We start from the raw sequence: 26,154 nt of genomic DNA on the forward strand, positions 1-26,154 counted from the left end.
TTTTTAAATAAAAAACAACCAAAATAAAAAAACACTGACCTGCAAAATTGAACAAAACCGTTGTTGTGGTTTCGTAGTAACTTTAATTCAACTTGCGTCAATTCAGAATGAATTTATGTATGTTGAATTTAAAGAATCAACACAAAGAATTTCTACAAAGAATTTCCGCAAAACAATTCACGCAAACTTTTCGACAAAGTTCTGATTTCTGTTTTTAAAATGATTTTGATGAATAAATGATTTTCAGAATCTTTACGTTAAAAACTAAATGTTTTAATGATTTAATATGTTGATGATTTTATTGAATTTTCGCAAAACTATTCAAGTAAACTTTTCGACAAAATTCAGTTTTAAGTTTTCACATTAAAGACAAAATATTAGCAAAATAATTTTCGACAAAGTTGAAGAATCGCAAAATTTTCAAATAAGATTTTCTCCAAAGTAAAGACGCAAAACTTTCAAGAATTCTAGCACAAAGCTTTATTAAATCCAGGTTGAAATTTGCAATAAATATTCATTTGAAAACAAATTTTCAACTATGAACCACAACGTTTGACGGCTTGTGGCAGTTGCGTAAATTTAGCACTTAATTTCACAAGTACAAAACTACTAATGAATTTTCGGAGAAAATTCAAACAAAGCCCAAGCCAAGCAATTGCTACAAACCGTTGTTAGCTGTTGTGTTTATTAATCTTCAACTCTTCGTAGTTCTATAATATTTGACTTTTCATTTAAAATCAACATTAAAGAAATTGGCACAAAGCCACTTTTTTTTTCGTAAGTTTCCCTAATTATTTCTTCTTCAAAACGATAATTTGCAATTATTTTATCACTATCAATATTGTTATTAGAATTCAATAAAAAGTTATAGTTATCATTAACAAAAAAATCTTGACTATTTTTTATTTTATTAATAATTCTATTTTTGTCATTTGTAGAAATTTCTAGTTTTGTGATTTGATAATATTCAGGTAAACCAGTGATTTTATTATCAAGAATTTTAAAATTTTCATTTAGAGTAATTTCTGCAATTTTTAAATCTTCAATTGCGTCAGATTTGAAATAAAAATAAGATTCAAATGTCAAAAATAGAATTGGTAAAATAACAATTGATGCTAGTAATGAAGCTAATATTATTCCAAGTTTTTTTTTCTTTGAATCTTTTAAAGAGATGAATATAAGGAATGATATTATTAATAATATTACAGCAAAAATCATCATAACAAATACACCATAACCCATTTTAAATCTATTTAATTATTTTCTTATTACGAACGTTTTGAGAACATAACAGCTAACGTTTGGTGGCTTGTGAATGTTGTTTTCTTATGAAAACTACTTTTAATTTGTTTATCGTAAATGTAATTGATTACGGTGATTCCACCAAATAAAACAATATTTACAAACCGCGGTTAGGCGCTGGCTTATATCTTTAATGTTTGATTTCTTGTAGATAATTCTAATTTTGGTATTATTTCTCCTATATATTCAATTTCTGGGTAAAGTAAATTACCGTGATTAGGAAATAGTAAATCATCAGCAGAAAGATTTCCAACAATATTATAGTATTGTACCAATCTTTTCATTTTAGAAAAAAAGAGACAATTGTAAAATAAAAGATATAATTCAGTTGCACTCATTTGAGCTTGGACAAAATCAGAATATTTGGAGTATTTCTTTTTAATTTTTTGGACTTCAATGTCCTTATCATTAATTATAATACTTATTTTTTTTCCTAACATTTGATCGTGTAATGCTAATCCAATTTCGGTTTCTTCACTTTCTTTTAAGTAAAGAAGTATATGATATAAATTTCTAAAATAATGACCTAACTGGTTATCAAATCTATCAAATGTTTCCTTATAAACAATTTTAGAGGAAAGTTTAGGATTTTTTTTAAAGTTAAAGTATTCTACCAAGTGAACTTCCTTAAATTTTTCTATGTACTCTTTTATTTCTAATTCTGAATGCTCTCCAGCTAAAAAATCTTCAACTTTCTTTACATTTTTATTTAGATTTTCTCTAACTTCAAACATAAATTTTTTGATTTCGGTAAATACACTTTGAGAATTATAAATAGTTGGATTGTCTTTCATTCCTTGTTCATTATAATTATCCACTTGATAAACTATTCCTTGTCGTATATCATTTTGAGTTTTTAAAAGATTAAAAAAAGTGCTTTCAAATTGTTGAGTTGTAAATACATTTCTTGTGTCTTTCAATTCTTGAAGTTGAAGACTGAGTTCTTTACTTTGTAGTCTAAGAGCTAAAAAAAATATAATAACACCTGCAAATGACTAAATCGTGCCAACGACACCTGACATATATTCAGCAGCTAATTGAGTTGTTTCTTTATCAATTTGGTTAGCTTCTTTAGCAATAGAAAAGGAAGTTGATAGTGTTGAGCAAAATTGAAAAACAATATATAGACCAATAAAAATGCTAAAAATTGATATTATTAGTAATAGAATTCCTGTCAGTCCATATTTTTGAAAAGACCTTAAAAAAAATATTTAATCATATTAAAATTGCTTTATATTCCTGATTTCTAGTGAGTTTCGGAAAGCTTGCGCCTAACGTTTTTCCGCTTTGCGAAGTCGGGGATTTTTAGCACTAAACTTCATTAGATGCACAAAGCTTGAATTTACCACTTCACTGTCATAGAAGCACGAAACCCCCGCTTTTGCAAAACGGCTGTTAGCGGTTCGGTTTTCTTTATTCATAGTTTGCATTGTCCCAAATTAAAAGTCCGTCAATGTTGTCAATATTCAGTTTTTCGTCTTGATTTATTTTTTTAAGTCGTTGTTCAAAAATGTCAAGTTCGGTTTTTACTAATTCAATTGCCTTACTTAAAGAAGGAATGTCAAACTGAACTATGTTTTCTTTCGGTGTCGGTGAAAAGTGTTCGTCAAATTCGCCTACAGTAAAGTCAAAAGTTACTTTGTCTTCGTGAATTTTCACTTGTGGTTCTGGGTGTCCTGCATAGAAGCCCTGTTCTTTACCGTTTGCAATGTTCTCCCAATATTTAAGGTCTGCAAGGTCGCCACAACATTGTGGGAAATATTTGTCTTGTCCATCTATGCGAAGCACATAGCCACCAAAAAACGCACTTGCTTGTTCTCTTTCGTATTTTCCTTCTCTCAGTTCTTGTGTATGGTCAATTACAATTTTCGCTAAGTTGTTGTCCGTTATGTCAGTCAGTCTATAAAATGAAGAGCCAGCTAAATATGGTTTGAACTCGTCTTTAAAACCTGCTTTTTTGTAACTGTCAGAGTTGAATTTGTCCCATAATTCAGGATAGTCCCAATAAGGATATTTGTCAGGTGCTGTTATGTCCTGATTATTGTATCCGATTTCAATTACTGGTATCAATTCTAATGTCATTTTCTTTTTGGTGTCGTTTCTTAAACTGACCGCTAACGTTCCTCGGCTAAGCACAAGTGCCCGCCTCGTCACTATTAGATTGCAATTTAAGAATAATTTTCAATATTCACCTATATTTTCTGATAGGCACTATTTTAGGGCATTTTGCTTAACCGATGTTGTGCGTAGTGGTCTATTAATGAAGTTTGATAATTCCTATCTCAATATTCTAATTCTATTGGTATGTACCACGTAGTCCTCTAGAATGATCCTTAGGCAATTCTTTTCACAATACAGCTCCAATGCAAGTTATTTTAATTGTTTAAAGGTTTCGGCTTTATATTGTTAAAATAGGGGTAAGGCTTGTTGATTATCGCTCGGATTATAATAGCGCTTTAAGTCTTTTACGCTGCCAAGCGTTTTGAAAGTGAAACTTTCAACGATGTCAATCGAAAAGACTTAAAGCGCTATTATAATCCGTTTCCGTATCAAAAAAGCCTTATGCATTGGTGAGGGAAAAGTCCATTCGAAGAGGATTACGCACAACGGTTTTGTATATGGCTCGTAGCGTGTAAATTAGCGATAACTATTCGGTTAAGCACGAGCCGAATTTTTTAATTTTCTTATTACCTTTTCTTTTCAATAAGCCAAATTAAAAAATTTGGCGGACTTCGCAAATAAGCCGAAACTTTGATTGAGCAACTGCCAAGCTATGAGCTATATACGGTGTTGCCACACGTTTTTTATCAGAAGCAATTGAACCAATTAAATCTATCACAGACGAATTTTACAGCATCTTCTTCTTTTTTAAATATCTCAAATATATCGAAATTGGATTCCGATGATGCACTTTCTGATGCCATTACAAAATAATCTTTGTTGTCATAATCAACCGTAATATGAACATTATATTCTTTTCCGTCAATTCTTGATACTACGTTATTATGGCAAGAGCCTGTATTACAAGTTATGCAATCTTTATTTGGAATAAATGTTAATCCAAAATCTTCAAATGTTTTCGGTGTTTTGTCTTTTTGTTCAGTCATTTTCTATCTAAATAAACTAATTATTGAAATGATAAGAGCGATTATAGATATCCAAAAAGCAATCTTATGATATTTGAATTGTTCAAAGGTTTTTTCCTTTATTGCTAAATCCAATGAGTTCACTTTTTCGATATGTTTAAAACCTCTTTCTCTTGTTATAAATTTTTTCCCTTTTTGAGTTATTCTTAATTCCTTATTTTGTTTGTTAACTAAACCTTCATTTAAAAGTTCATCTTTCAGCGATTTCAATTCCCAGTCCAACATCTCCAAATCATCCAAAGTTTCGCCAATAAAATCGATAGTTATCGGTTTAGAAATTGTCTCATTTTTCAATTCCTTTAAATCTATTGCCAGTAAAAACAATAAAATATCGTCAAGTTTTTTTTCTCTGGTCATTTTTTTCAAATGTGTGGCAACGTTCGGCGGCTTTGAATCAGTGGCGACGAATCAACACCAAGCCATCACAAATATAGAAAAAACTTTAAATTAAACAACCGTGCCATCCCAAAAAAATCCCGAACCTCGCCATTGTTCAAAACCGTTGTTGCCATTTCGTTGTTTTTTCAGCGTTCAATTTATTCCGTTTTCCGATTTTTAGCGTTTGAGTGAATTCGGTCAGAGCAATAATCCTAATATTTTTCAATTCCGATTGAGTAAGTAATTCCACAATTTGTTAAATTCCAAATTCAATTCGGTTTTAGTTTTACAATTAAGATTCCAATTTTGCAAACAAGCTAAAAACCCTATTTTTAGTTCATTTTTTTTTCATAAAAGTCTCAACTTTTGCGAAAATATTTATAATTCCTAAAATGGCACTAGTTATTATTCCAACAAAAAGTCCTTTAGCAATTGATTTCATAATAGCAGAAATATCATAAAGCCCGACATCAAATAAATCACGCATAATTACAAATACTGCAATTGGAATACTCAAAATAATTGCTTTTTTAAAATAGTAAAAATTGTTTTTCTCCATAGTTTTTGTTTTAAGTTAGAGTACGTTCTGCAATGAATGGCAACGTTTTGCGGCTTTGCGAGGTTGCGAACTTCGTAACCGAAATTTTTCTGCTAAGATAAAATTTCTTGCGAAAGATAAACGTGATTTTACCACATATTTCGCAATCTTGCAAAACCGCTGTTGGCAGTAGTTTATATCTCTTTAAATTTATTTGCAAATTTGTTAACGTCATCGCGACTCAAATAAATTTCTTCATCTTCATCAGCTTTATCAAAATCTGTTTTTAATTTATTATATTTATTTTTCATCCATCCATATTTTACTTTAACGCCTGGATTTTTATATTTATTTCCGTCAATTATAATTTTCCGAAGAGTATCATAATATTCGTTTAGTTCTTTTCCTCTAAAATAATAGGCTGCTTTAGAGAAATAATCAAAATATAGTTTATCATCTAAATCAGTTTTCAAGTACGTTTCAATTCTGCTATCGAATCTAATTCCAGAATAACTAGAAGGATTTGAAACTAGTCTTTTTTTCATAATGTCAATAACAGATTTATCAAAAATTACTCTTGGATACATTGCGGCTTGACTTTCGGTTAAATACGCATCAACTAACGCTGGTCCAAAAATAAAGTTTTTATCGTGATATAAATTTCCATAAGAAACAGCTCCACGACATAATATTTTTTTAGCCGCAAGTTTTATAATTAATCGATGAACATATCGAAAAAATAGTTCGCTTTCTTTTAGGTCATTGTCCTTAAAAGAGACTACAATTGAATCAGAAAATTGTGTTACAATTTTTGACGTTTCTTTTGGCATCGGTGAAACAGTTTTTACCATTTCTTTTAAAGCAAGAATAAGTTCCTCAATTTTTTCATTTTGAGGTTCTTCATTCTTTTCTGTTTCTTCAATTATTTTTTGAAAACCTAAAATATCAAGAAATAAAACAAATCTTTTTTCGTACATATTTCCGTTTTTTCGGTTAAATTACTGCCAACGTTTTGCGGCTACAAGAAGTGGCGAACTTCGGAACTGCGTATTTTCTGCTAAGATAAAATTTCTTGCGGAAAATAAACGTGAATTTAGCACTTTTCTCGCCATTTCTTGTAACCGCTGTTAGCCGCAGTTATTTCTTTTTGTTTCATAATATTCCATCCAATTTCTAATTCTTCCAACATACATTTTGAGATAGTTTTCAGTAAAAAAGATGTTCGACCAATCAAATCTTTGTGCTTGTACACCAAGATAAAATACAAAAATTGATGCTCCAACTTCTGGAATTAATTTAATTTCCTTTTCTGATAAATTTCTTATTTTTTGGTAGCCGTTTAAAAAACTTTCAGTCTTTCGTTCATATTCATTTTTGTCAGATTCTATGAAAAATAATTGTTTGCAAAAATAACCAACATCTAAAATTAACAAACCATTTCCACAATTATCAAAATCAAAAATTGTGATTTCATTTTCATTATTTACGCTCAAATTATCGTACCAAATATCTAAATGAACTACTCCGTTTTTATTGTCTAATAAATTACTTTCTTTAATTCTTTTTGGTATTTTATCACCAATTTCTTTTAAAAATTTCATTTCGTTTAAATCTTCTGAAAAAAATGATGTAAGATGATTATAAGATTCATTTAAAAGAATTTCAGAATCATAGTTTATCCTGTCTATTTTTTTATTTTCGGTTATATTATGAATTTTAGCCATTAACGCACCAATAGAATAACAAGTTTCATTAGACATAAAACGCATTTTTTCGCCTTTAGCAAACGAAAAAAGTACTGCATAACGAATTCCTTCAGGAGCATTTATTTCTTGAATTAAGCTTCCATTTACATCTGAAATTGGATGCGAAACTGCAAGGGATTTTTCTTTTAGTAGATTTAATAGCTCTAATTCTTGTTCAATTTCTATTTTTGTTCGCCATTTATAACAGTATATTCTAAAAACAAATTTAGTTTCATTATTTGAAATAAAGTAAGTGTGATTTACTCCAGTTCTAAATAATTTGCAATTAAAATCTTCGTTTAGTTTGTACTTTTCCTTTATAAAATTCGCTAATTCTATTTCTGATAATGTTGAAGCTATTACTGGAAAAGTTGTCATTTTCTGCGGATTTTTTTTTTTATAATTGCGGCTAACGTTTTGTGGCTACACGAAGTGTAAGGCTTCGGAGCACGATTATTAATATTTAATTTTATGTTTCTTGCGAAACGGAGATTCCACTATATCCTTGCATTTTGTGTAACCGCTGTTGTGCAATCGGCTTTCTTGTCAGTTACTATTTTTTAACTACTTTTGTTTCTTAATTTCCGCAACTTATGAAAAATAAACCAACTCTTTTATTTTATATCTCTGTCAGCTTAACAATCTTACTGTTTTGTTCAATTATTATTATTGGAATACTACTTAGTAAACTAAATTTTGACAACAATAAATATCATACTTTGTTTAAGTATATTCAAAAGACTGAAATTACAAACCAAGATATAGAAAAACAACAATTTAAAGAAGACTATTATATTGAGCAACAATCTTCAGATACTTCTTTAATTCTTACTGTTTTTGGTGTGACGGCTATAGTCTTCGGAGTCTTCTCTTATACTCTTTTCGAGTCTCGTATTAATGAACACAAAAACTATTATTCCGATAAAATAGCTGACCAAGATAGTAAGTATTCCATTTTGAAATTCCATTTAGATGATTTGTTGAAAAACATTGCATCAGACAAAGCTTATGAAAATATGATAAAGGCAAAAGAAAATTATATAAAACAAAATTATGAATGGTATATCTATTTTTCTTTAGAAGCTGTAAGTAATTTTTCAGAATATTTTATGTTAACAGATAATCAAGAACTGAAAAATTTCACAACTGAAAGTCAGATAACTCTTCTAAAAGATGTTGTTAAAAATATTAATGAAAATAGTATTACAGTAAAGAATCTAGAACATTCTGTTACTCAAAAATATATTACAAATATTTTAAGGTTTCAAAATATTGAAATTACAAATTTAATTTGTAAAATTAAGAGTGTTATTTTAGATTAGTTTTCTTTCTGCGGTATGTTCGTCATAAGCTGTTGCACAACGTTTCGGTGCTTGTAGATGCCAGCCTACACGCATTGTATTTTCGGCTGGTAGATACAAACACCTGTTGTAAGAAGTAGCGGGTAATTTAAAAAAAAATGTTATTATGAAAATATTGCACATTACACCAAGTTCAAATGGTTATGAAGAAGTTACTTTATTAGCTAACAGACATAGCCAAAAAAATCATTTAGCTGTTATTGAAAAAGATGGTGAACAATTTATTACAGGTGGTTATTTAATTCAAGATACACCTATGACAAGAACTGCACTTGACCAAATACCAAAAGATTTTCAATATTTATTTGTGCAATCTTTTAAATCAGAACCATTCGCAAAAAGTTATTTTGAAAACGAATCGTAGCTATTTTTTATAACGTTTTGCAGCTTGGCGAAGTGGCGGATTTAGAAGTACTTATTTTCAATTTAGTACTAATGTTTATTAGAAATCCGAATGTTCAGTTTAGCACTGAACCCGCCATTTTGCCAAACTGCTGTTGGTGGCTGGTGTTTTTCTTAGTTATCAAATAGCTTGTTTATTTTTTTAAATACTTTTTCAAAATTTTCTAATGTCTGTTTGTCAAAATCTTTTGTTGTCAGCCCTTTTTGAGCTAGCAAGTTAGCAGGTCGATAATGATTAAAACGGTCAATATTTAAATGTTTGTTGATTTGTAATAAAATTGACTCAATTTGAGCATTCAAGTCAGATTCATTTATGTCAGCGTATTCTTTAAATGCTTCATTAAATAATGTCAAATATTCTTTTGTTGTAAATAAGTCTTCAATATCTGCCCTTTTTCGATTTTCTATAAATTCGTGGAAAAATAAAATATTCTTTTCATTTATAATTTTTTGAGCAATTAAATTGTCCAACTTTGCTTTTCCTTTCGGGTCTGTGTAGCTGTCTAATAAACTCACGTTTTTTAATTCATTGCCTCTTAAAAGTGAAATGAAAGTTGCTACTTTCTCAAGTCCACCTGTTGGAACTATAGTTATATCGGACTTTAGACCTTCTTTGCCAGTACTTTCTAAAACAACAGACATTGTTTGCAAATAAATTAAGTCAGAGACGCCTTCAACTAATAAGTTCTTTTGTGAAATGAATAAGTTTTGTGCAATATTGTAACCTAAAGCTGCTTGAAGTGGAAATAAAGTATTTTGGTCTTTTTCCTGAACGCTGTCAGAAATCATTGATCCTTTATCTGTTTCCAAAACAGTTCTAACCCGCTGCAATTTGTCAGAAACAATCATAAATGGTGAATGTGTTGAATAGACAATTTGGTAGTTTTCAGATAGGTCTTCTAGAAAGTGCAATAAATCAGCCTGAGCAGAAGCGTGAAGATTTAAGCCAGGTTCGTCAAGTAATAAAATGTAATTTGAATCTTGGTCTTCTTGTATTTTTTTGAACCAAACTAAAAAAGAGAAAAACCAATTAAATCCTTTACTTCTATTTTTGAGTGGTAAAGAAACACCTTTATGTTTTACACGAATATCTAAAATATGTTCAACTATTCGAGTATTATTATATGCATCGGTTGCTTCCTTTTTATCAATTTGAAAAGTAATATTTAAGTTTTTATTTGTTTTCCAATATTTAAATAATTCTTCTGAAATTATTGCTTCGGTTGCTTCTAATTCAGCTATAAAATCCTCAAAACTTTCAGACTTAAGAATCTCATTTGTATTGATGTCTGCTAACTCAAAAAGTGCTTTTGCAGTTTTATATTCATTTTCGTTACCCTCCGTCTTTTTTGAATTTAGCTTTTCAATGCTTATTCTTGAAGGCAAAGAATAATATTCATCATAGTATAAAAATTTCGGCATTTTTGGTTTGAGAAGAACTCGATAAAGATATTCGCCAATTGGGTCATTCGACCATTTGTTTTTGTTTTCAAAATATGGTAATAAAGATTTTATGCCATTCGTCTTATTTTCTTCTGTATATTCTTTTTCAAGAGTTTCTAACTCTATTTTAGTTTTTACTTTTAATAGTTTATCTGTTAGAGTATTGCTTGCAATACCTAATTCTTTTGTTTTGAACTCAATAAATTTCTTTGCATCAATAGATAAACCAATTGATTTAGAATTATCATATTTGGTTGTTATAGTAAATGATTTTGATCTTAAAATACCTTCCCCTAATTCTTTTTCAATAGATTTAAGCAAATTGTCGTCAATTTCGTAAGTGCAAGTTATTGCTTCGGGATTTTCATTTGCTTTTTCCATTCTTTTCTTATCCTTTCTTGGATAATCGTGAGTAGAATTGAATTTAAAATCTTCATCTTCTTGGAAGTAATGAGTTTTAGCTAAAGATTCCAATGCAGAAGTCTTTCCTGATTCATTCATACCTACAAGGACAGTAATGTCCTTTTCAAGTTCAAATTCTTGAGCGGTCTCAAACGATTTATATTTGTGTATTTTTACTCCTTTTAGTTTCATCTTTATGTCTTTAGATAAGTTTATTTTGCACGAATTTTTCTTGATGCACGGTCGTCCTACACTTGCCACCAACGTCCCGGCGCTTGGCGAGGTTTGGGATTAAGGATGCCTAAATTTTCGGTTAAAAACGGAACTTTGCAAGTACAAAACCAACTTCAAATTAAGCCTAAAACCCAAATCTTGCCAAACGCCTGTTATGTGAAGGAATTTTTAGTATCTTTGTATTCAAATAATTCACATTTTATGTATTTCAGCAAGCCTTGGTAATTAAAAATTAAAGTAAATGATTAAATCGTCTTTTTTGAGATGATTACTTTTTAGTACGTTAATTTTTAATTTAAAATAAGGTAATAATGAAAAATATAAAACCTTTAACTTTTCCGTTTAATTCGGAAAATAATACATCTATAAAGCAAAGTCTTTTTCAATTTCGAGAATATTTTGATTCTTCTACAATTGTTGGTTTAGGCGAAAACTCACATTTTATAAAAGAGTTTTTTAAATTCAGACATCAAGTTATTGAGTTTTTAGTAACTGAATGTGATTTTGACACCTTGGCATTTGAGTTTGGTTTTTCTGAAGGATTAGAAGTTGATAAGTGGATAAAATCACAAATTCCATTCGACGATTTGGATAAGTTACTGTCACACTTTTATTATCCAAATGAGTTTAAAGATACTTTGCTATGGCTTCGTCGGTATAATCAAGACAATAATAATCAAATTACCTTTCTGGGTGTTGATATTCCTAAAAATGGAGGTTCTTATTTTCCAAACTTTCACATTGTGTCTGATTATTTACAAAGACTTTCAATCGTTTCTTCTGATGTCTTACAGAAGATTTTAAATCTTGCTGAAAAATTTGATTTCTATTCGACTTCTCAGCTTGCGTTAAATTTATCGCTTTTTGACGAAGCAGAACATAATGAATTAAAAGCATTGCTATTAAAAGTTTACATTCGTTTGGTCACTCTTCAACCAAAACTGGAAAGTTTAGAGTTTCAATCGATACTTCATCTAGTTAAAGGCTTGATTTATATGAATTATAATGCTGATGCTATGGAAAGCTTCATTACTGAAAAGGGAATTGAGGGAGATATGGGAGCAAAAGACCAGTATATGGCAGAAAGTATTGATTGGTTTTTGAAAAATTCACTTGGTAAAAAGATTATTTTAGTTGCCCACAATGCTCACATTCAAAAAACTTCGGTCGATTTTGACGGATTTATTAGTTGTTATCCAATGGGGCAAAGACTTTCGATGACTTTTGGAGAAAAATACAAAGCATTTGCAATAACTAATCTACGTGGAGAAACTGCCGCATTGTATCCTGATAATGATTATCAATTTGGTTTTAGGGTTGATAAATTTCCACTTGATTCTCCAGAGTCGGATTCTGTTGAATTTTTTATGCAGGAATTATCAGGAAAAGAATGCTGTTTAATAATCAATAAAAGTAAGGAATTAAAAAATTGTAGTAAGATTCGTTTTGATTCTATACATCTAAAAACTGAAATAGTAGATTCTTTTGATGGGATTTTCCTAATAGAAAAATCAACTGTTTCAGAAATAGTGGATTGAGAATAATGTAAATTTGATTTCGAAACGGTACTTTCTTTTTTGGAGGTGCCGTTTTATTCTTTCACATAACGTTTGGCAAATTGGCGATGGAGCCGACTTTTAGCACAAATGTTGAATAGAATTACTAATCTTCAACATTGCACAAAAGTTCAATAGAAGTACTTCACCGGCTCTATTGCCAATTTGTTTGTTATGTGCCGTTTTATTCCATTTTATACATTTAACAATTGCTGAAACGTAAAGTCGGGTTTAAACATTTCAATTTCGTTTTGAGTTGATTCTTCTTGTGCTTCTTTGCCATAGATAAACATTTGCTGTTCATAATTTTTAACAGCCTCTTCAATGCTATTAAATTTTCCATCGGCTAGATTATCAGACAATATCAAGGCATCCACCAACCCACTATTTACTCCCTGCCCTGCAAAAGGCGGCATCAAATGTGCGGCATCCCCAATCATTGTTATGGGTAATGGGCGCTTGCTTTTCCAAGGCTTTTCTAAAGGAAATATCCGTGTAGCCAATCCTACAAATGACAACGTCGTATGAATCAATTCTTTGTAGCGTTCGTCCCAATCGGAAAATTCTTTCAGAAGAAAATCAACGACACTATTTCTGTTTTGAAAATCTACCTGCGTTTGGTTTTTCCATTCATCAGGTGTTTTAAAACTTATTCCAAAATGCAATGCACCATTATTATTGGGGTTAGCAAATAATAAATTACCTTGGTGAGATGCCATTAGCCGGTTTCCATTGCATAGCTGAAAAAATCCAGGACAGTTTATCTCTGGTTGATGAATATCGGCTTGTATATTGAAAGTACCTGTTTCTTCAACTTCCGTGTCGGTAACAAATTTTCTTACCTTGGACATCCCGCCATTGGCAAGAATAACCAAATCTGCTGTTTCACTCGGTTTATTCTCAAAAGTTAGTGTCCACTTCTTCTTACCAGGTTCAAGCATAACAAGTTTTCTATCCCAAATAACCGTGTCGTTTTCTAAACTATTCAACAAGATAGCCCTTAAGTCATTTCTGTTTATTTCAGGATTGTCAAATCGATTTTCGGGCTTTACATTTTTTGTGGATAAAATATTGCCTTTTTCATCAGCAATATTTACACCCATTGGTAAGGCTAAGTCATAATAAGTTTGTAACAATCCCGCTTTTTTCATTGCTTCCTGACCTGAACCTTTGTGTAGGTCAAGGGTTCCACCAAAAATTCTTGCCTCTCGGTCGTTGTCTCTTTCGTAAACTGAAACGTCTATGCCGTTTTGCTGTAATAATTTTGCCATAGTCAGTCCAACGGGTCCACCACCAATTATTGCAACGTTCTTATCACTAAGTAAATTCATTTGTTTGTCTGTATCTATTCGCATTGTCATTCAAAAATGGCACATAACGTCCTGGCGCTACAAGAGGTTTGGGAATAAAGATGCGAGATTTTTCCATTAAACACAAATTTTCCAAGTACAAAACCATTTTTAAATTCAGCCAAATGCCCAAATCTCTTGTAACGGCTGTTAGCTGATGTATTTTTATTCTGTTAGTTTTATTATTTTATCAATTTTCCCCTTTTCAGTATCAAAATTCACGACTTTTTTCTTATGTATTGGACTGTCATAACCATAAACTATTCCTTTGTCAAAAGAGCGTAAGTCAAGAACATTAAAAGTTTTAGAAAATATTTTTAACTCGTTTGTTGTTATGTCAACTATTCCAATTTGTTGAACAGTTCCCTTAAAAAATTTTCTTGTCCAAATAGGAATTGCTAATAATTGTCCTTCTGTTTCCCAAGCTGGAGGGCCAGCACACCAATCATTAATTTTTATTTTTTGTCCATTATTTTTTTCAATTAAACACTTTCCACCAATTGGAGCTCCCATTGCAATTTCGTTTAAGTTTTCATAAACAACTTTATGAATATTATCAGTTGAAACAAGTTTCTTGTCAGAATTTTGGAAGTCCCAAGGATTTGGATATGTTTCTATCATTTTTCGTTTTTTCGAGGTAATATATCAGCTAACGTTTTGCAGCTTGGCGAAGTGGCGGAAATCGAAGCACAAATGTTCAGTTTTGTACAAATGTTCAATCGAAGATTACCGTTGAATTTAGCACTGAATCCGCCATTTTGCCAAACTGCTGTTGGGCGTAGTGCTTTTTCTCGGGTTGGATTTTTATATGTTTCAAAATTTGTTCAGCCACTTTTTCAACTACGTTTACCGCAACACTATTTCCAAATTGTTGATAGGCTTGATTGTCCGAAACTGGAATTTTAAAACTGTCTGGAAAACCTTGTAAACGACCTGCTTCTCTTGGTGTTAGTTTTCTTGGATTTTTATCTTTTTGTTCCACTAAAATTTCACTTCCGTCTTTGTAATAACGAGCAGAAATTGTATTGGTGTATTCTGAATTTTCATTTACAATTCCAAAGCCAAAACCTTTGCCTTTTTCTTTGTTTGCAATTTTTCTACGTTGGTGACCTTCCCAAAGTCTATCAGAAATCGTGTATTTTTCATCAACTTTTGGTTCTAAAATATCACCAACTTTTGTTGGTTGTTTTGTTGGTTTTGGAAATTCAAATTTTATAGAATTGTCTAAAAAACCTACAATATAAATTCTTTCTCTGTTTTGTGGCAAACCAAATTCTTTGGCTTTTAAAACTTCGTATTGCACATTTTCGTAGCCAATTGCTTTTAAATGTTCAATAATTGTCTCTAAAGTTTTGCCTTTGTCGTGACCTCTTAATTGTTTTACATTTTCAAGTAAAAATGCTTGTGGTTTTTTTGCGATTAATATGCGTTCAATGTCAAAAAACAGAGTTCCTCTTGTGTCTGAAAAACCTTTTTTTAGCCCTGCTTGTGAAAATGGCTGACAAGGAAAACCTGCCAACAAAATATCGTGTTCAGGAACTAATTCTTCATTAATTTGAGTAATATCTCCGTGAACAACTAAATCGTTGAAATTTGCAGTATATGTGGCGACTGAATATTTATTCCATTCACTTGTAAAAACACATTCGATGTTATTTTTTGAAGCCAATTCAAATCCAAGTCTGATGCCTCCAATACCTGCAAAAAGGTCTATTATTTTTATTTTATTATTTGTTTTCATTCCAAAATTTTAAAATGTTAGGAATTTCTTCAAATAAATATTCCTCAAAACTAATGATATTTTTCATTGATTTTAAAGTATCTGAATTAGCAACCCACTCGTAAGTTACCACAATAATATTATGGTTTGCCATTTCTTGGGCTTTGCTTTTTGGAATACTTTCATCTGCCGTTAAAAGATGTATTTCGGGTATTTTAGTTCGCTCAATTTCTTCTGCAACTTCTTGCCAACGTTCACGCAATGAAGTTTTCATTGTACCAATAATGGTTTTGTTTCGTCTTTCAGCGTAACATTTTATATTTGGTAAAATGCTATCTACTTTTTTACCTAAACCAAGTGAGTCAAATGTTTTACGACCAACTTTGCTTTGGCTGTCATATTCATAACCTAAATTTTCATAGATTTTATAAATAATTGCTTCAAAACTTTTCCCTGCTCGTGAACGTCTTGATTGTGTATTGCTTAATGAAAGTCTATAGATATAAGGAAAAACTCGCCCAGCATATTCGCCACAAATTTCTTTTACAGTTTCTATAAGTTCTTCACCTTTTTTGTCGGTTATATTTTTGTTGAGTAAAACCTCTAAAATATCTTTAGGTGTTTCTAAAAGTTTATGTAAATCACGCATTAAGATTGCGTTAAAATTTACCTCGTCCAAAAGATACTCTTGCCAAACTATTTCACGAAGTTCTGATATACATTTACTTACGTGTTTGGATTTTATTTGTTTTAAATATTGTTGGTTTTGAGCAAGAGCAAATTCCACAATTTCTTGTGAAGTACGAATGTATTTAGTCCTATACTGTTTGATTAATGTGTCAAACTTGTCTAATTCCTGTTTAGGAATATCGATTATTACTGGTATTTCGTCAATTTTACTCACTTTCTATTTTGGTTATCTATTGTCGCAAATTTATAAAAAAAAGTTGAGTTTTTAAGATGTCTGTTCATATTTGTACGGTCGCTCGGAGCATTACGCCCAACGTGTCGCCGCTTCACGAAGTTGCGGATTTTCAACACTTTTGATTACAAATATAAACAAAATTTAGTTTCAAAAATTGCCAATTCTGATAAATCCCAAACCCCGCAATTTCGTGAAACGGCTGTTAGGCGTTGTATTTATATTTATTCAAATTTTCGTACTAATATCTAACTACTGTTATAAAAAACAGCTACCTTTTTTTAAGATTTTTAATAGAAAAATGCTATGATTATCTCATAGCATTTTTGATGATTAATTATTTCTTTTTTAAAGAATTTACCTGCTCTTGTAATTCTTGAATTATTTTTTGAAGTTCTATAATTTGTTTTTGTTGTTCTTGTGTTGCTAAAATCATTGGGGCTAACAAATCGTTGTAACGAACACTATACATACCTTCATCATCTTTGGTAATAATTCCGTTGGTGTTTGCTCCAAACTTTTCAAGTGATGCTTCCAATTCTTGTGCGATGATACCATATTCTACTTTTTTAGTGTCGTCATTTTTACGAGTGTAAAAAACTGGTTTTAAATCGTTAATAAAATTTAAACCTAAATTAGAAGGTTGAATATTTTCTTTCCAACGTTTATCTGAAGTTACTGACCAAGCGACTTGAGTCCCTGCATAAACTATATTCGCATCTCCAATACGTACTTGATTTGAGTTAGTAGCAACTGGTACATTTGCACCAAATCCTATACCTATATTATTACTACCAGTTGTAACTAAATTTAAGGCTTGTTGTCCAATACCTACATTTGTTTGACCTGTTGTGACGCCATTAAGGGCTTCTCTACCAACAGCAACATTTTGTGATCTAGTAGCGTTATATAAAGCATTATTCCCAATAGCTATATTATCATTTCCTGTTTGATTAGTATATAAAGCATTTGGTCCTAAAGCAGTATTTTGATTTCCACTGGTATTTCTATATAATGACTGATTTCCTAAACCTATATTAAATTGACCACTTGTGTTTGAAAAAAGTGCATCCCTTCCATTAGCTATATTTTGATTACCAGTAGTATTATTATATAATGCTTGATTACCTAAAGCAATATTTTCTTGACCTATATTATTAAAAAACAATGCGTTATTTCCAATAGAGGTATTATTATTACCTGTAGTGTTACCATATAATGATTGCCATCCAATTGCAACGTTATATTGTCCAACTGTATTTGTATATAGCGCATCTCTTCCATTAGCAATATTATAGTTTCCTGTAGTATTTGCTCTTAAGGCTTGATAACCAATTCCTATATTATTAGCGCCAGATGTATTACTGGTTAGTGCAAAACTACCAAAAGCAATATTAGTATTACCAGCATTATTAGCTGTTAATGCCCAAGGACCTATTGCTATATTATCACTCCCTGTTGTGTTTAATGCTAAAGCGTTATTACCTAATGCCGTATTATATATTCCAGTAGTGTTAGTGTATAATGCTCTATAACCCATTCCTAAATTAGACTGACCTGTTGTATTTGACCATAAAGAATAATCTCCAATAGCTATATTATAAAATGCTGTTGTACTATTATAAAGGGACTGATACCCAATTCCAATATTACTTTGACCAGATGTAGTTCTAAACAATGACTGATGTCCCATTGCAATATTATAAAAACCTAATGTATTATTAAATAATGGCTGATAGCCAATCGCTACATTACTTTGTCCACTAGTATTATTATATAATGCTTCATGTCCCATAGCTGTATTATAAAATCCTGTATTATTTTTAGACAATGCTAACGAACCAAATGCATTATTATAGAGACCTGAGCTAATATTTGATAAAGAGTTGTTTCCAAAAGAAGCATTATTTAATCCTAAGTAACCGGCTCTTACATTATTCCTTTTAAAAATCAAATCCTGATTGTCTGTAGTACCAATGAAATTAGTGCCAGCAGTGGTACCTAGATTCCCAGTTAATAGCCATCCACTAGCACCACTAGCTCCTCCAAATGTTACCCATTTAGCACCATCCCAGTAATAATAACCGGGAGTTACATTATTAGGGGATGTACCCGCTGTAGCAGTATTATAAACTAATTCGGAAATAGTTGGTAAAGTTAATGGGCTTGCTACATTGCTAGCCGTTAAAGCCACTCTTGGTATCAACAATCCGTTATCTGTAGATGACACATCTAATGCCGCATTTGGTGAAGTTGTACCAATACCTACTTGTGCAAATGCGGGGATTGATAAAAAAGACAGAAATAATAATATTTTTTTCATGTTTAGATAAATTTAAAATCAAATTTATATTTTATTTTAAATTTATACAATTTTTTTTATATTAAAATTGCGTTAGATTCTTGATTCTGCGTTGATATAACGCCTAACGTTTTGCCGCTTGGCGAGGTTGCGAACTTCGTAACCGTTTTTTTTCGGTTAAAGATAAAATTTCTTGCGAAACGTAAACGTGAATTTACCACAAAATTCGCAATCTTGCCAAACGGCTGTTGTATGCAGATTTAATTATTCCAGTTTTCAACTTTTACGCTAGTTGGTATAAAAGATTTTAAGTCTGAAGTTTCATAGCTTATCTTTAAACTACCACCTGATGCATCAGCTTCATCTTCTCTCTGTCCACTAAAGGTGAAAATAAAATTACCATTTTCAGAAATTTCAGTCTTTGTTCCAGAACGACCTGAAATATATACGAAATCCTTTATTTTTGATTTAATAATACTTTCTAATCTTTCATATTCTTTTTTAGATAGTTTATCATATCCGCTACCTAAATCAATGATGTTCTTATCATTTATAAATAATGTTGCTGTTCTAACACTACCACCACTTCCACAATCAGCATATAAATAGATAAAATTATTGTTTATATTTTCAATTAATTCACCGCACATTGGTGCAATAAATAATTCTCTTAATTTACTTTCAAATGTTTCACTATTGTTATTCAATAATAAGTCTAACTCTTTTATTTTGTCGCCTAAAGTGAAGTCTTCAAATTCATCTTTCTTAACTAAATCTTTTTGAGTTATTTGTTTTATGTTTAATAATTCTTCATTTTTAAACATATATTCTTTAATAATTTTAAACAAAAAACTATCTGAATAGATCCAAAAAGTTTTGTTGGTTTCCTTATTAGAGTTTAATTGTTTTACATAAAAAAGATGTTTGTAAAAATCAAATTTCTCAATTGGTTTGTCTATTTTTCTTCCTATTTGAATTAATTTTTCATATTCATATATAGTTGAATATTCGGTTTTAGTATTATCTTTTTGACAATAACTTAAGGAAATAAATAAAAGAGCAATTAATGTTAAGGTTTTTTTCATTTTTAATTAATTTATAGTTTTAGTTTTCAAAATTTGCATACAACGTTTTGCGGCTTCACGAAGTGGCGAACTTCGTAACCGATTATTTTCCGTTAAAGATAAAATTTCTTGCGGAAAATAAACGTGAATTTACCACAAATTTCGCCATTTTGTGAAACCGCTGTTAGCAGATGGTTTTATTCTAATATCCATTTTATTAGATTTTCTCTTTCTACAATATTCCAAGAATGTGGATGTTTTTGGCCATTTGCTCTAATTCCACGATTTTCAGTTTTGATAAACTCGGTTTTTTTGCTTCCTAACTTGATTAAAGCATTATAAGTTTTTTCAAGTTTATAAGAATTTAGTTCTTCGTATGTTCGGTTTTTATTTTTCTTTTGCAATTCCAAGTCAGGCTCACAATAAAATCTTGTTTTGATATTTTTTAAATGTTCAATATTGTTTGTGGAATTGCAAGATATTAGAAATGGAGAAATAGTTTTGTATTTTTCAATATTCTCATTAGGTATTCCAATTTCATTTTCAAACAATTCTATTAAAAATTTTCCTTCTTCAACTGCTTCTGCATCCACATTTTTCTTTAAGTCGCTTTTTGCTCCTTTATAAAGTTCTTCCAAATCCAAAGGAGAATCAACTATAAAAGTACCTTTTGGTTGAATTCTATTTTTTGATTTTATCAAAAAGTTAGAAAGAACAAGTGATAAATTTCCGCCACTTGAGAAACCTCCAATAAAAACATTTTCTTTTTCTACTTTGTTTTTATCAAGAATTATATTTAACAATTCCGCATATTCTATTTTTTCAGATTCCTTTAGAAACAATTTTTGATTTATATTTAAAAGTAAAGTTGTTATGCCCTCTTTTTCAATATCTTTTAAAAATTTCGCCTCTGTTTTAGTGTTTTCTATGTCGCAAGGAAAACAAGGAAATAGTATTAAAATAGCTTTTTGTTCACTTGCAATTTTTAACTCATAATTTTCGCCTTTTATTATTTTAACTTCATCATTTTTAGCTTTACAATTCACTAAAAAAATAGATATTAGAATTATGAGAATATTTTTTTTCATTTTATTGATTTTCTTGTTTTTACGTTCTGTTTTTCTAAACTATCTGCTAACGTTCCCGCGCTACAAGCAGTTTGGGACTAAATTAAGCCCTATTTTCGGATTTGCCAAATCATCCCAAATACAAGACCATTTTCAAATTAAGCCAAATCCCCAAATTGCTTGTAGCGTGTGTTAGCAGTTGTATTTCCTTGTTAGTGATATGTTTCTATTCAAAACCATTTATATTTATCTGCCTATTTTCAATTATTCCATTTTCAGAAAACTGGTCATAATCTTCGTTAACAATAAAACCAAAGTTTTTTAATTCAGTTTCAGTTATTAAATTTCCGTTAGTGAAATCTACGAAATGAATATTTCCATATTTACAAAAATAGAAGCAAAACCTATCTTTTATGTCAGTCCAAAAAACATATTCAGGAATACTTGCGTCACATCTTTCAAGCCAAAAGAATATTTCTGCAAGATTGTCGATTTCTGCAATTTCGCTTTCTAATGCTTCTTTATAGGTTTTTGAGTTGGTAATTTTCGAAAGTTTGGAATATGCATTAATTACTTTTTCATAATCGTGTTCTAAATTTCCGTAAAAATCTAGTTTAAGATGAGAAATTAAAGTAAGTTTTTCAGTTTTTAAATGTGTCAATAATTCTTTTAGCTTTTTAGCTAATTCTTTCGGATATGAATTAATATCACTGTGATTTAACATTATGCTAAATCCTGTATTTTTCGCTTTTTCTATTTTTAACGACATAGCGTCAAACATTTCGTCATCAACTTTGTCAAATTCTTCGTCAAAAATGCTTTCTTGAAATCCTTTGATTAAACTGGAAATGTTTTTCTGTTGTTTAAATATTTGACTTCTTTCGATTAGTTTCATTTTCTCTTGTTCGGTTTGAATATAACTGCTAACGTTTTGCAGCTTGCGGAAGTGGCGGATTAAGGAAGCCTAAACTTTCGGTTAAACACTGTCTTGCAAGTACAAAATCAACTTTAAATTAAGCCTAAAACCCGCCATTTTTGCAAACTGCTGTTAGCCGTTCGGTTTTATATTAATTTTTCCAAAATTGTGTATTAAATTTTACTTTATCAAACAGATGTTCTTCTTCTTTTCCTTTGATTGGAAAAGGATTATTGATGTTAAAATCATTCCAATATGAATCAACTGTAGTTTCAAATTTTCTTTTAGTTGTATTATTGTAAATGAATCCTAATAATTTACTTGTTGAATGTGAAATATAATATAACCCATTTATTTTTGTAAAATCGGTTTCCATTGATTCATTTACATATTCTTTTGAAGTATATTTAGACAATGAATTTTTTAAATTATAACCTTCTCTAAAAGATTCTGGAAATTCAGTTACTGACCAATTTTCAAAAATTTTCACAATTGCATTGTCTTTTAAATTTACATATAAATAACCTGAATAATCACTTAGATAAGTTCTTCTTGTAAACGTTGAATGATTTCTTGGCGATGAAAAACTAATAACATAAACTTCTTCATTGTTGTAAAGTTTAGTTTCTTCGATTTGAAAAATAAATTTTTTGAATTTTCCTTTCTTTAAAAAAGGCGCATATTTTATTGGGGAATTATAAACTAATCCGTGATATTCTCTTAATGTTTCAGTTAAAAAATCGTTTTTTATATTCCATCTAATTTCTTTGATGTTTTTTGTACTTCTGTTTATGTGATTTACATAACCTAAATCATATTGTTCTGCAATAAAATCAAAATCTAGATATGTTGAATCCGAAACTTTTGACTGAATATTAGTTTTCATTAAAGAGCTAAATGGATTGTCAGGATAATTTTTTTCAAAAGATCCAATTACTTTATTGATTAATTGATAAGCAGTTCGTTTTCCATAAACTATCACTTCGTTTAAAACGGTTGCTGTTTCATCAATTTCATCAATTTCAGGATTAGTTGTTTTGTTATTTGTTTTATAAGAAATCTGATTTTCTATATCAGAATCAATTATAGTAGAAGGTGTAACTTTTCTATAATAGAAATATCCATCGTGTAATTCATTTAATTTACTTTCAATAAAAGTTATTGGACTAAAAAATCTATTCCAAATAATAGTATTCATTTCGATCTGATTTGAAGAAATAAAAATATGAGGTGAAGTGTTTTTTGTCTTTAAAAAATCTTCAAATGAATTCTTTTTTATAGGAGTTATATTCCATTTATTTTGGATGAAAATAGAATCTGTTGATGTAATATTTGCTAAACTATATACTTTGTTTTTTAATTCTTTTTTTAAATAAGAACCCATTGGCACAAATTCTTTTACAAGAGGTTCTTTAATTGAATTAGTATTGTTTACAAAATGTGCATTTGCTCCCCAACAAATTATTTTTTCATCAGGATTTTGTTTTATGTAAGCTAATAAGTTGTCAGCCATTTGTTTATCACGATTATTATCGAAAGAAGTTGTGTAAAATGTACTTAAAACTTCTTCTTTTGTAAAAGCATCGTTTCCTAACTCTAAAAGACTTTTTACAATTTGATTCCAATAAAAATTTTCTTCTGAATCTTTTTGTTTACTAATATTGTTTTTAAAATCAGATAATTCAAGTTTAAATTGATTAAAAGTAATATCTTCTTCATCAAACATTCCAGAGTTAGTGATTGACTCTAAAAGCAATTCAAAATCTTCTTGTTTAAATTTTATTTTATGTTTGATTTTTTTTGCATATTCAAAAAAATCTTTGGCAAGATTTACATTTCCATTTGTGCTAGTAATTTGATAATCAAAGCCAAATAATTTTAAATCAGTTTTGTTTTCATCATAGAAATTCATAAAAGATATAAACTCATTTCTTTTTGCCCAAATTGAAAACAAAGAATTAGAAAATACATCATTAGTATTTAAACCATTATCAATATCTTTTTGAGCCTTCCATAAATCATAAATTCCTGATTCAAAAGCAATTGTTTTAAAACCCATTTCTTGACTTAAAAACTTAATCATTTTAGTTTTCATTTCAAATACATTTCCATCAAAATGAGTGCTTTCGCCAAGCATTACTATCTGAACGTCTTTAAATTCTTCTTTTAAAAAACTAAAATCTTCAATTGTAGGATTTTCAGAAAGTGAAATTGATTTTGGATTTAAATCTTGAGATATTGCCGAAAAGCAAAATAGTAGAAATATAAAACTTATTATTTTTTTCATTTTTAAATTTTATTGTTTTTTTACGGTTCGCAGTAAACTGACGGCTAACGTTTTGCAGCTTGCAGAAGTGGCGGATTAAGGAAGCTTAAAACTTTCGGTTAAACACAGATTTTGCAAGTACAAAACCAACTTTAAATTAAGCCCAAAACCCGCCATTTTTGCAAACTGCTGTTAGCAGATGTTGTAATTGTTATTTGTTAGTTTTCGTTACTTCATCATATTTTAATTCCACTTTTCTGTCGCCATCAAATTCTACAATTACCAAGTTTGCATTAACTCCAATAATTTTTCCGTCAGTTAGTTTTCCTTTTCTTTTGAAAACTACACTATCTCCAATATTTAAAGTAATTTTTGCGTTTGCTTCAGTTGATACATTTATTAACGTATTTTGTGTTCCCCAAACATCACCGATAATTTTTACTTTTTTCCCGTTGCTTTTAACATAAACTTTCACATTACGTAAAAATTCGCCTTCGTATTTTTTCGTTAAATTATCAACTGCTTGTTCTAAAGCATCTTTGTCTGCTGATGCAATTGCTTCAACTTCTCTTGTTAATAACGCATATTTTTTGCTATCGTCTACATTTCTGTTTCCAACTGTTGTTAAATCACCAATTCTATTCCAACTTCCGCAACTTGCTAAAGTTAAAGTCAATCCTAAAAGTATAATTCTGTTTTTCATTCTGTTTTCTAATTAATTTACAATAATTGAACTTGTTATCATTTGTCCTTTTGCAATATTATATGTTGGATGTGAAACACTTTTCCAAGTATAACCTGTTCCATTTTGAACAAATGCTTCAAAATAATAAGTAGTTGGTGTTGTGCTTGTAATTATTGTGTTTAAATCAAAATATGCCAATCCATTTGCGTCAGTTGTAATTTGTTTTTTGATTGGTGGCAAAGCAGAGGCAGAATTTACTGGTTGGTCAAACATCATTATTATATAATTTGGTTTGTTAACACCTGCTGATGTTATTGCAGTTAATTTTACCCAAGTGTTTGTTGTTGTAGATGAACCTCCGCCTGTATCTGTTGAACTTGAATCGTCATCTTTTGAGCAAGAAATAGTAAAAATTGTAACTAATGCTAAAATTGTTGCTTTGAAAAAATTTGTTTTCATTAAATTATTATTTTGTTTTCTGCTTACTTTATTTTATGCTTTTTGGCGTAAAAGTCATTTATGGTGTTTGGTTTTTCAGCTAATTTCCCACCGTTATAAATATTTTTAATTTTAATTTTCAAATTACGTGAATTTTGCACGATTTTTCAAACAATATCTGCTAACGTTTTGCGGCTATCGAAAGCCACAAGGATTTAAGACTAGCCACAACAAATATAAAACAACTTTTCGACTGATAGAGGTTTTTCCGAAGGAAAAACCAAGCCTTTGTGGTTTTTGATAACCGTTGTTGTGCACTGTTTTTATTTTTTCATATAGTTTTTAGCATCTCTAATATTAAGTTCCGTTTCGTCAAATGCTCGTCCAGTTCTATTTTTGTTAAATGCAGGTTCATCGAGGCGATCAAGTGCGATTAAAATCTGAAATATCGCAAGTCCTTTTTCATTCTCCAATTCAGTTAATAACCATTTTTTAAAATTTGCGATTAAATTTCGATTTCCAATTTTTGATAAACTCCAATATGCGCTAACTCTTTCGTCTTCATTTTCATAAATTCCAGAGTTCAGACCGAATATTATTATTTTTTCCAATTCTGTCGGTTTGTATTTCGTCAAAACTGATTCTGCTATTATATTTTTTTCAAAATCCGAGTGAACATTACCATTCTCTTTTTCGAAAATAATTCCAACTTCGGTAAATTGATCATTTGTTAATTTCATCACTATTCTTAATTAAATGCAACGGTTTTCATCAATAGTGCACAACGTTATGTGGCTTGTTTTCAGGTGGCAGATTCAGCACCAAGCCAACACATATATACACTAATTATTAAATTTTACAACGGCGTTTTCGGATTATCACTAAACTGCCACTTGAAACAAACCGTGGTTGGCAGAA

At 30.0% G+C, this 26,154-nt stretch carries 24 protein-coding genes; 3 read left to right on the forward strand and 21 right to left on the reverse strand.

Annotated elements, in window-relative coordinates:
* Positions 1 to 687 precede the first annotated feature (687 nt).
* From T1L09_RS01275 to T1L09_RS01310, 8 genes are all read right to left on the reverse strand, one after another.
* Entirely contained in the window at positions 688 to 1,242 is a 555-nt protein-coding gene (locus T1L09_RS01275; RefSeq protein ID WP_322549130.1) for a hypothetical protein, read from the reverse strand.
* Between the two features lie 182 nt (positions 1,243 to 1,424).
* Positions 1,425 to 2,222: a putative phage abortive infection protein gene (locus T1L09_RS01280; RefSeq protein ID WP_322549131.1), complete on the reverse strand. Its 798-nt coding sequence runs from the start codon at positions 2,220 to 2,222 to the stop codon at positions 1,425 to 1,427.
* Positions 2,223 to 2,715: 493 nt separating this feature from the next.
* Positions 2,716 to 3,384: a hypothetical protein gene (locus tag T1L09_RS01285; protein WP_322549132.1), complete on the reverse strand. Its 669-nt coding sequence runs from the start codon at positions 3,382 to 3,384 to the stop codon at positions 2,716 to 2,718.
* Between the two features lie 725 nt (positions 3,385 to 4,109).
* Complete coding sequence (locus T1L09_RS01290) at positions 4,110 to 4,409, reverse strand: hypothetical protein (RefSeq protein ID WP_322549133.1); 300 nt, start codon at positions 4,407 to 4,409, stop codon at positions 4,110 to 4,112.
* 3 nt (positions 4,410 to 4,412) lie between these two features.
* Positions 4,413 to 4,805, reverse strand: coding sequence for a hypothetical protein (locus tag T1L09_RS01295; RefSeq protein WP_322549134.1), 393 nt, complete (start codon positions 4,803 to 4,805; stop codon positions 4,413 to 4,415).
* Between the two features lie 358 nt (positions 4,806 to 5,163).
* Positions 5,164 to 5,385 (reverse strand): hypothetical protein, encoded by a 222-nt coding sequence (locus tag T1L09_RS01300; RefSeq protein WP_322549135.1) that lies wholly within the window; start codon positions 5,383 to 5,385, stop codon positions 5,164 to 5,166.
* A gap of 173 nt (positions 5,386 to 5,558) precedes the next feature.
* Positions 5,559 to 6,341 carry a hypothetical protein gene (locus tag T1L09_RS01305; RefSeq protein WP_322549136.1) on the reverse strand — a complete coding sequence of 261 codons (783 nt, stop codon included), beginning with the start codon at positions 6,339 to 6,341 and terminating at the stop codon, positions 5,559 to 5,561.
* 150 nt (positions 6,342 to 6,491) lie between these two features.
* Entirely contained in the window at positions 6,492 to 7,487 is a 996-nt protein-coding gene (locus T1L09_RS01310; protein ID WP_322548904.1) for a phosphotransferase, read from the reverse strand.
* Between the two features lie 215 nt (positions 7,488 to 7,702).
* Here T1L09_RS01310 and T1L09_RS01315 point away from each other — a divergent pair, with 215 nt between their 5' ends.
* Both T1L09_RS01315 and T1L09_RS01320 read left to right on the forward strand, forming a co-directional pair.
* Positions 7,703 to 8,431 (forward strand): hypothetical protein, encoded by a 729-nt coding sequence (locus T1L09_RS01315; RefSeq protein WP_322549137.1) that lies wholly within the window; start codon positions 7,703 to 7,705, stop codon positions 8,429 to 8,431.
* A gap of 145 nt (positions 8,432 to 8,576) precedes the next feature.
* Positions 8,577 to 8,834 (forward strand): hypothetical protein, encoded by a 258-nt coding sequence (locus T1L09_RS01320; protein ID WP_322549138.1) that lies wholly within the window; start codon positions 8,577 to 8,579, stop codon positions 8,832 to 8,834.
* Between the two features lie 152 nt (positions 8,835 to 8,986).
* Here the strand turns inward: T1L09_RS01320 and T1L09_RS01325 are convergent, their stop codons facing one another.
* A complete protein-coding gene (locus tag T1L09_RS01325; protein ID WP_322549139.1) occupies positions 8,987 to 10,909 on the reverse strand; it encodes an AAA family ATPase in 1,923 nt (640 codons plus the stop codon).
* A 353-nt stretch (positions 10,910 to 11,262) separates the two neighbouring features.
* Between T1L09_RS01325 and ere(D) the strand changes: the two genes are divergently transcribed.
* On the forward strand, positions 11,263 to 12,489 hold the full coding sequence (gene ere(D) / locus T1L09_RS01330; RefSeq protein ID WP_322549140.1) for an EreD family erythromycin esterase: 1,227 nt from the start codon (positions 11,263 to 11,265) through the stop codon (positions 12,487 to 12,489).
* Positions 12,490 to 12,701: 212 nt separating this feature from the next.
* On the opposite strand, the gene T1L09_RS01335 is transcribed toward ere(D), so the two are convergent.
* The 12 genes from T1L09_RS01335 to T1L09_RS01390 all read right to left on the reverse strand — a co-directional run bounded on the left by T1L09_RS01335 (position 12,702) and on the right by T1L09_RS01390 (position 25,976).
* On the reverse strand, positions 12,702 to 13,868 hold the full coding sequence (locus T1L09_RS01335; protein WP_008651082.1) for a tetracycline-inactivating monooxygenase Tet(X2): 1,167 nt from the start codon (positions 13,866 to 13,868) through the stop codon (positions 12,702 to 12,704).
* Between the two features lie 153 nt (positions 13,869 to 14,021).
* Positions 14,022 to 14,477, reverse strand: coding sequence for a hypothetical protein (locus T1L09_RS01340; protein ID WP_322549141.1), 456 nt, complete (start codon positions 14,475 to 14,477; stop codon positions 14,022 to 14,024).
* Positions 14,478 to 14,571: 94 nt separating this feature from the next.
* On the reverse strand, positions 14,572 to 15,597 hold the full coding sequence (locus T1L09_RS01345) for a DNA cytosine methyltransferase (protein ID WP_322549142.1): 1,026 nt from the start codon (positions 15,595 to 15,597) through the stop codon (positions 14,572 to 14,574).
* On the reverse strand, positions 15,584 to 16,480 hold the full coding sequence (locus tag T1L09_RS01350) for a type II restriction endonuclease (RefSeq protein ID WP_322549143.1): 897 nt from the start codon (positions 16,478 to 16,480) through the stop codon (positions 15,584 to 15,586). Before T1L09_RS01350 ends, T1L09_RS01345 begins: the two co-directional genes overlap by 14 nt.
* 355 nt (positions 16,481 to 16,835) lie before the next feature.
* Entirely contained in the window at positions 16,836 to 18,821 is a 1,986-nt protein-coding gene (locus T1L09_RS01355; RefSeq protein ID WP_322549144.1) for a tail fiber domain-containing protein, read from the reverse strand.
* Positions 18,822 to 19,060: 239 nt separating this feature from the next.
* Entirely contained in the window at positions 19,061 to 19,885 is an 825-nt protein-coding gene (locus T1L09_RS01360; protein ID WP_322549145.1) for a hypothetical protein, read from the reverse strand.
* Between the two features lie 176 nt (positions 19,886 to 20,061).
* Positions 20,062 to 20,952: a hypothetical protein gene (locus T1L09_RS01365; RefSeq protein ID WP_322549146.1), complete on the reverse strand. Its 891-nt coding sequence runs from the start codon at positions 20,950 to 20,952 to the stop codon at positions 20,062 to 20,064.
* A 205-nt stretch (positions 20,953 to 21,157) separates the two neighbouring features.
* Positions 21,158 to 21,826 (reverse strand): hypothetical protein, encoded by a 669-nt coding sequence (locus T1L09_RS01370; protein ID WP_322549147.1) that lies wholly within the window; start codon positions 21,824 to 21,826, stop codon positions 21,158 to 21,160.
* Between the two features lie 172 nt (positions 21,827 to 21,998).
* A complete protein-coding gene (locus T1L09_RS01375; RefSeq protein WP_322549148.1) occupies positions 21,999 to 24,134 on the reverse strand; it encodes an erythromycin esterase family protein in 2,136 nt (711 codons plus the stop codon).
* A gap of 190 nt (positions 24,135 to 24,324) precedes the next feature.
* Positions 24,325 to 24,816 (reverse strand): hypothetical protein, encoded by a 492-nt coding sequence (locus T1L09_RS01380; RefSeq protein WP_322549149.1) that lies wholly within the window; start codon positions 24,814 to 24,816, stop codon positions 24,325 to 24,327.
* A gap of 12 nt (positions 24,817 to 24,828) precedes the next feature.
* Entirely contained in the window at positions 24,829 to 25,257 is a 429-nt protein-coding gene (locus tag T1L09_RS01385; RefSeq protein ID WP_322549150.1) for a hypothetical protein, read from the reverse strand.
* Positions 25,258 to 25,559: 302 nt separating this feature from the next.
* The gene (locus T1L09_RS01390; RefSeq protein ID WP_322549151.1) at positions 25,560 to 25,976 is read right to left on the reverse strand and encodes a hypothetical protein; all 417 of its coding nucleotides are present in this window, start codon (positions 25,974 to 25,976) and stop codon (positions 25,560 to 25,562) included.
* Between the last annotated feature and the right edge of the window lie 178 nt (positions 25,977 to 26,154).

The sequence above is a fragment of the Flavobacterium psychraquaticum genome (assembly GCF_034497725.1).
Taxonomy (GTDB): domain Bacteria; phylum Bacteroidota; class Bacteroidia; order Flavobacteriales; family Flavobacteriaceae; genus Flavobacterium; species Flavobacterium psychraquaticum.

Coding starts and splice junctions, on each gene's coding strand:
- T1L09_RS01275 (WP_322549130.1), bottom strand. CDS start 1,242: ATGGGTTATGGTGTATTTGTTATGATGATTTTTGCTGTAATATTATTA.
- T1L09_RS01285 (WP_322549132.1), bottom strand. CDS start 3,384: ATGACATTAGAATTGATACCAGTAATTGAAATCGGATACAATAATCAG.
- T1L09_RS01290 (WP_322549133.1), bottom strand. CDS start 4,409: ATGACTGAACAAAAAGACAAAACACCGAAAACATTTGAAGATTTTGGA.
- T1L09_RS01295 (WP_322549134.1), bottom strand. CDS start 4,805: ATGACCAGAGAAAAAAAACTTGACGATATTTTATTGTTTTTACTGGCA.
- T1L09_RS01300 (WP_322549135.1), bottom strand. CDS start 5,385: ATGGAGAAAAACAATTTTTACTATTTTAAAAAAGCAATTATTTTGAGT.
- T1L09_RS01305 (WP_322549136.1), bottom strand. CDS start 6,341: ATGTACGAAAAAAGATTTGTTTTATTTCTTGATATTTTAGGTTTTCAA.
- T1L09_RS01310 (WP_322548904.1), bottom strand. CDS start 7,487: ATGACAACTTTTCCAGTAATAGCTTCAACATTATCAGAAATAGAATTA.
- T1L09_RS01315 (WP_322549137.1), top strand. CDS start 7,703: ATGAAAAATAAACCAACTCTTTTATTTTATATCTCTGTCAGCTTAACA.
- T1L09_RS01320 (WP_322549138.1), top strand. CDS start 8,577: ATGAAAATATTGCACATTACACCAAGTTCAAATGGTTATGAAGAAGTT.
- T1L09_RS01325 (WP_322549139.1), bottom strand. CDS start 10,909: ATGAAACTAAAAGGAGTAAAAATACACAAATATAAATCGTTTGAGACC.
- T1L09_RS01335 (WP_008651082.1), bottom strand. CDS start 13,868: ATGACAATGCGAATAGATACAGACAAACAAATGAATTTACTTAGTGAT.
- T1L09_RS01340 (WP_322549141.1), bottom strand. CDS start 14,477: ATGATAGAAACATATCCAAATCCTTGGGACTTCCAAAATTCTGACAAG.
- T1L09_RS01345 (WP_322549142.1), bottom strand. CDS start 15,597: ATGAAAACAAATAATAAAATAAAAATAATAGACCTTTTTGCAGGTATT.
- T1L09_RS01355 (WP_322549144.1), bottom strand. CDS start 18,821: ATGAAAAAAATATTATTATTTCTGTCTTTTTTATCAATCCCCGCATTT.
- T1L09_RS01360 (WP_322549145.1), bottom strand. CDS start 19,885: ATGAAAAAAACCTTAACATTAATTGCTCTTTTATTTATTTCCTTAAGT.
- T1L09_RS01365 (WP_322549146.1), bottom strand. CDS start 20,952: ATGAAAAAAAATATTCTCATAATTCTAATATCTATTTTTTTAGTGAAT.
- T1L09_RS01370 (WP_322549147.1), bottom strand. CDS start 21,826: ATGAAACTAATCGAAAGAAGTCAAATATTTAAACAACAGAAAAACATT.
- T1L09_RS01375 (WP_322549148.1), bottom strand. CDS start 24,134: ATGAAAAAAATAATAAGTTTTATATTTCTACTATTTTGCTTTTCGGCA.
- T1L09_RS01380 (WP_322549149.1), bottom strand. CDS start 24,816: ATGAAAAACAGAATTATACTTTTAGGATTGACTTTAACTTTAGCAAGT.
- T1L09_RS01385 (WP_322549150.1), bottom strand. CDS start 25,257: ATGAAAACAAATTTTTTCAAAGCAACAATTTTAGCATTAGTTACAATT.
- T1L09_RS01390 (WP_322549151.1), bottom strand. CDS start 25,976: ATGAAATTAACAAATGATCAATTTACCGAAGTTGGAATTATTTTCGAA.